The sequence below is a fragment of the Hyphomonas sp. UBA3601 genome, assembly GCF_002375605.1.
Classification (GTDB): Bacteria; Pseudomonadota; Alphaproteobacteria; order Caulobacterales; family Hyphomonadaceae; genus Hyphomonas.
In genome coordinates this window covers 1-4,218 of sequence record NZ_DFME01000059.1, presented here as the reverse complement: position 1 = coordinate 4,218, position 4,218 = coordinate 1, and the positions used below count along the sequence as shown (strand labels likewise).

Genomic DNA, 4,218 nt, shown 5'->3' with positions numbered 1-4,218 from the left:
TCCAGGAACACGTCAAGAAGCCGATGGCGGAAGAACTCCTGTTCGGCTCGCTCCAGAAGGGCGGCGTGGTCAAGATCGACATCGACAAGAAGGACGAGGAAAAGCTCGCCTTCAAATATGTTGCCGAGAAGCCGAAGAAGAAGCCTGTCGCCAAGAAAGGCTCTGCTGAAGAGCCGGCATAGAATACTGGCAGTATGATTTCAGAAATGCCCGCAACGTCCTGTTGCGGGCATTTCTTTGCCTGCGATCTGAAGACGGTGGCCGAAGTCGCATCAACCTTGTGCAGGAACATGCTGTTTTCGAAGGAAATTCGCTGATCGCGTTCGGATTGTCACAATGGTCCACTAGGAGTAACGCTACGGCAAGCATGGTCTAGAGGTGACGAGATGACCGATGCGATTTTGACGACGGGATCGGCCACCACGGCGCCAGCGCAGAAGGCGGCGCGGTTAGTGCATATCGATGGGGCGCGGGGCTATTTGCTCATTGCCATGTTCATCGCACACTTCAATTTCACGCACTGGACGCCTGTGATCCGGTTTCATCACGGGAATTTCTCGCCTGTCTGGGATGGCGAGTTTTTTGTTCTCTTGTCCGGTTTTGTCTGCGCGCTGAGCTATCTTCGGCCCTTCTCCAAAGGCGGTATGGTCGCCTGCGAACTGGCCGTTTTGAAGCGGCTACGCTGGGTCTATCTCTATCAGATCATCGTCGCACTCTCGATGCTGTACCTGTTTGTGTCGGCCTGGCCGATGCGGCTGGATTCCCAATATGTACCAGACCTCGAAACACCGCTGTTCGTGCAGAGCCTTCAGGTTTTCACCTTCGCCAAGCAGCCGCTCTATCTCGGCATTCTGATCCTTTACATGATGCTGATGCTGTTCATTCCGGTCGGGCTTTGGTTGCTGGAGACAACGCGGACGCGCCTGTTCTTCGGAATTCTTGCGGCCTGCTGGCTGGTTGCTGCGGCGGGTTTCGATCAAGCGGTATTGGGCTGGATCTTCGCGCATGTTTTCGACACGCGGCCTTTCCTGTCTCTGACGGGTATCTTCAATCCCTTGTCCTACGCGGTCATTTTCTATGGCGGATTCTATCTCGGCTACCGGTACAAGACGGAAGGCTGGGACCATTTCAAATCCAGCATTCTGCCCACGAGCTATCCGGTCTTCTACGCGGCGCTTGCCATCACAGTGGCCTTTGCAGTTGCGGAAGCCGGGCGAGGCATGCTTGGGTCGCCTGAATGGCTGGTTGAGCCAAAGCGCCGGAATGTGTCTGGCATCGGCCTGATCAGTCTCGCTGCGATCTCGTATATCTTCTACTTCCTGCTGAACCGGGAAGACTTGGCAAAGCCCCTTATGTGGGCGCGGGCTGTGGTGGATTCTGTGTTGAGATTCCCGCCTCTGGTAATGGTCGGCCGGAATTCCCTGTTCGTGTATAGCGGCCATGTCGTGGCGGTCTTTACGGCCAGCTACTTCATTCTCTCCAACGGGTTTGAAGACAATCGGATTGTGGTGATGGTTGTCCAGATCTGCGCTCTGGCAGCTTTGCTTGGCGCGGCGCGCCTGAAGAAACGCTACCTCCCGGCCCTGCCATAGGGCTTGCCTTCCCGTGGGGAGGGCGCATCACACTGGCATCAATAAAATCCTCGGGAGGGAACACATGTCAGGATCCATTGGCGGGGCGTGCGAGTCAAAATTCGCCGCCGTGAAGGAAGAATTCGAACGCAACTTTGCAGAGCGTGGAGAGGTTGGCGCCTCGGTCTGCCTGTCAGTGAATGGCGAAACGCAGGTGGACCTCTGGGGCGGCATGGCGAACCCGGAAACTGGTGATGCCTGGCGTGAGGATACGATCTCCATCGTCTTTTCCTGTTCCAAGGCCGCCACCGCGCTGTGCGCCCATATCCTGATCGACCGGGGTGAGCTGAATCCCGAGGCGCTGGTCGCCGACTACTGGCCGAAGTTTGCCAAGAACGGCAAAGAGAAGACCACGGTTCGCATGATGCTGAACCATGAAAGCGCGCTGCCGACCCTGCGCGACCCGGTCCGGCCAGGCGGGTTCGAGGACTGGGACTACATGATCCAGCGACTGGAAGATGAGGAAGCCTTCTGGGAACCGGGCACACGCAATGGCTACCACATGATCAATTTCGGCTGGACGGTGGGCGAACTGGTCCGCCGCGTGTCCGGCAAGTCGCTCGGCACCTTCTTCCGCGAGGAAGTGGCCGACAAGACCGGCGCGCGCTTCTGGCTGGGCCTGCCTGAGACCGAAGACGTTCACATCGCGCCGATCATTCCGTATGCGCCGAAGCCGGGCGATGTTCCAACCGAGTTTGCCATCAAGCTGGTGACCGAGCCGGAATCCATCCAGCACAAGAGCTTCATGAACAATGGCGGCTGGGACTTCAATAACCGCAAGTCGCAAGCCGCTGAAATCGGCGGCGGGGGCGGCCTCTCGAACGCGCGCGGACAGGTGGCGATGTATACGCCATTGGCAACCGATGACGGCACGCTCGTCTCGTCTGATCGCCTGAAGGCCATGAGCATGGTGACAACAGCGACGCAAAGCGATGCGACGCTTCTGGTCCCGACCCGGTTCGGCCCGGGCTTCATGAAGTCCATGGATAATCGCGAGCTGAACCTCGGCCCCGGCACCAGCGTCATCATGGGCGAGCAGGCCTTCGGCCATGTCGGCGCAGGCGGCTCCATCGGTTTCGCCGATCCCGAAGCGGGCCTCGCCTTCAGCTACACGATGAACCAGATGGGCAGCGGCATTCTCGTGAATGACCGCGCGCAAAGCCTGATCGATGCGGCCTATCGCGCGCTCGGCTATCGCACCAATGCACCTGGCGTATGGGTGAAGTAAGCCGCGACCCGATTAGCCATCGTCGCTGGCTTCGCCAATCCCGCCGACCTGGAGCATGCCTTCCTTGGCGGCTTGCGCCCGTGCGACGCCTTCGCTGCGCGCGGGCGGAGCCATGATTTCCGGCGGGTCGGTTTCCTGAAGGTAGATGGTGCGGCTCGGAAAGGCGAAGCCCGTGCCCGCCTTTTCGATAATGTCCATCACGGCGACGGCGAACTCTTCCTTGATCTCCAGCCACTCGCCCCAATTCTTCGTGTGGGTGAAAGTGTAGATCAGGAAGTCGATGGAGCTGGCATTGAAGCTGTCCACACGCACGAACAATGCGGCTTCCGGCGGCTTGGCGAACCGGTCATCATTCCAGAGCCAGGCCTCGATTTCGTCGCGGATATATTTCAGCTGGTCCACGGTCGTGCGATATTCCACGCCGACCACCCATTTGATGCGCCGGTGCGTCATGCGCGAGAAATTGGTCACGGCCGCATCTGACAGTGCGCTGTTGGGAACATAGACCGGGCTCTTGTCGAACCGGCGGATCAATGTCGAACGGAAATTGATCTTCTCGACCGTTCCTTCGACCACACCGTCTGCCTTGACCCACTCGCCGGGAATGAAACGCTTCTCTGAAATGATCAGCAAGCCGGAGATAAGGTTCTTGAACAAGTCCTGCGCGCCGAGGCCGACGGCGATGCCGAGCACGCCAAGGCCGGCCAGCAGGGGCGCGATCTGGATTCCCCATTGCTCCGCCACGGCGCCGAGACCCAGTACGATCAAGATGATCTGCAACGCCTTGACCATCCAGTCGACGGCGGCGGGCGACAGGGCGTCTCTCAGACCCGCGAACAGATATTCGAAGGCATGCACCGCGCGAGACAGCGTCCAGAATACGGCAAGCGTGATGATCGAGCGCAGAATGCGAGTCGCGTAGATTTCCGCCTCGCCGGAAATATTGGTCACCTGCAGCGCGATATAGATACCGATGATGACCGGGACGATCTTGAGCGGCGTCGCGATGGATTGAACGAGCGCGTCATCAAAGCCCGACTTGGTGCCGGACGCCAGGCGCATGATGGTCTTCACGATCAGCCGTGCGAACAGGCCGCGGATCATCAGCGCGATCATGATGATCACAACAGCGATGGTGATCTCGCCATAGGTCAGACCATAAGCGCCATCATTCCAGATGTTTCCGATGAAGGTTGCGGACTCGCGCGCCCAGTCGGGGGCATTCTGCTCAAACCAGCTCGAAGATTGTGTCAGGGCCATGCGGCGCTCCATCTGTTTCATCCGGTCGCGACCGGGCCTGTGGAGTGCCGTTTGCTAATCTGTGTTATGCGGCCTGTGAAGGGTTGGGGGTCAGCCCTT

4 protein-coding genes are annotated in these 4,218 nt (G+C 58.9%); 3 read left to right on the top strand and 1 reads right to left on the bottom strand.

Annotated elements, in window-relative coordinates:
* The 3 genes from B4F73_RS06530 to B4F73_RS06520 form a co-directional block, all read left to right on the top strand.
* The coding region (locus B4F73_RS06530) for a hypothetical protein (RefSeq protein ID WP_290482792.1) at window positions 1-182 on the top strand (182 nt) is incomplete at its 5' end.
* Between the two features lie 204 nt (window positions 183-386).
* Window positions 387-1,592 carry an OpgC domain-containing protein gene (opgC, locus tag B4F73_RS06525; protein WP_290481463.1) on the top strand — a complete coding sequence of 402 codons (1,206 nt, stop codon included), beginning with the start codon at window positions 387-389 and terminating at the stop codon, window positions 1,590-1,592.
* 64 nt (window positions 1,593-1,656) lie between these two features.
* Window positions 1,657-2,859, top strand: a complete 1,203-nt coding sequence (locus tag B4F73_RS06520; protein WP_290482791.1) for a serine hydrolase domain-containing protein — start codon at window positions 1,657-1,659, stop codon at window positions 2,857-2,859.
* 12 nt (window positions 2,860-2,871) lie between these two features.
* On the opposite strand, the gene B4F73_RS06515 is transcribed toward B4F73_RS06520, so the two are convergent.
* Window positions 2,872-4,119: a mechanosensitive ion channel family protein gene (locus B4F73_RS06515; RefSeq protein ID WP_290482790.1), complete on the bottom strand. Its 1,248-nt coding sequence runs from the start codon at window positions 4,117-4,119 to the stop codon at window positions 2,872-2,874.
* Window positions 4,120-4,218 lie beyond the last annotated feature (99 nt).

Excerpts from the sequence above, each read along its gene's own strand:
- opgC (WP_290481463.1), top strand. The coding sequence starts at position 387 with ATGACCGATGCGATTTTGACGACGGGATCGGCCACCACGGCGCCAGCG.
- B4F73_RS06520 (WP_290482791.1), top strand. The coding sequence starts at position 1,657 with ATGTCAGGATCCATTGGCGGGGCGTGCGAGTCAAAATTCGCCGCCGTG.
- B4F73_RS06515 (WP_290482790.1), bottom strand. The coding sequence starts at position 4,119 with ATGGCCCTGACACAATCTTCGAGCTGGTTTGAGCAGAATGCCCCCGAC.